The sequence below is a fragment of the Tritonibacter sp. SIMBA_163 genome (assembly GCF_046535935.1).
GTDB lineage: Bacteria > Pseudomonadota > Alphaproteobacteria > Rhodobacterales > Rhodobacteraceae > Epibacterium > Epibacterium scottomollicae.
On sequence record NZ_JAWJBP010000246.1, the window covers coordinates 1 to 308 of the forward strand.

A 308-nucleotide genomic window follows, 5' to 3' on the forward strand; every position below is an offset into this window, starting at 1 on the left:
CTTTTCGCTATCAAGAAACACCTTATACCCTAGGTCCGGGAGATGTTGTTAGTATTGATATTTTTAATATTCCCGAATATAGCGGACAATATCGCATTGCTGTTGATGGCAGAATTAGTTTACCCATCGTCGGAAGTGTTGATGTTCAAGGATTAACCATTCCCCAAGCAAATGAGTTGATTACCCAGCGTTATACGCCAATTTTACAACGTCCAATTGTTTCTCTAACCTTAGCTCAACCGCGCCCAGTCAGGGTTGCGATCGCGGGAGAAGTGAATCGTCCCGGTTCTTATAATTTGAGTAGTAGT

General features: G+C 42.5%; 1 protein-coding gene. It reads left to right on the forward strand.

The genetic code is table 11. The features are described 5' to 3' along the window. Positions 1 to 308, forward strand: a 308-nt coding sequence (locus R0J92_RS22265; RefSeq protein ID WP_411053253.1) for a polysaccharide biosynthesis/export family protein, incomplete at both ends; no start/stop codon positions are given.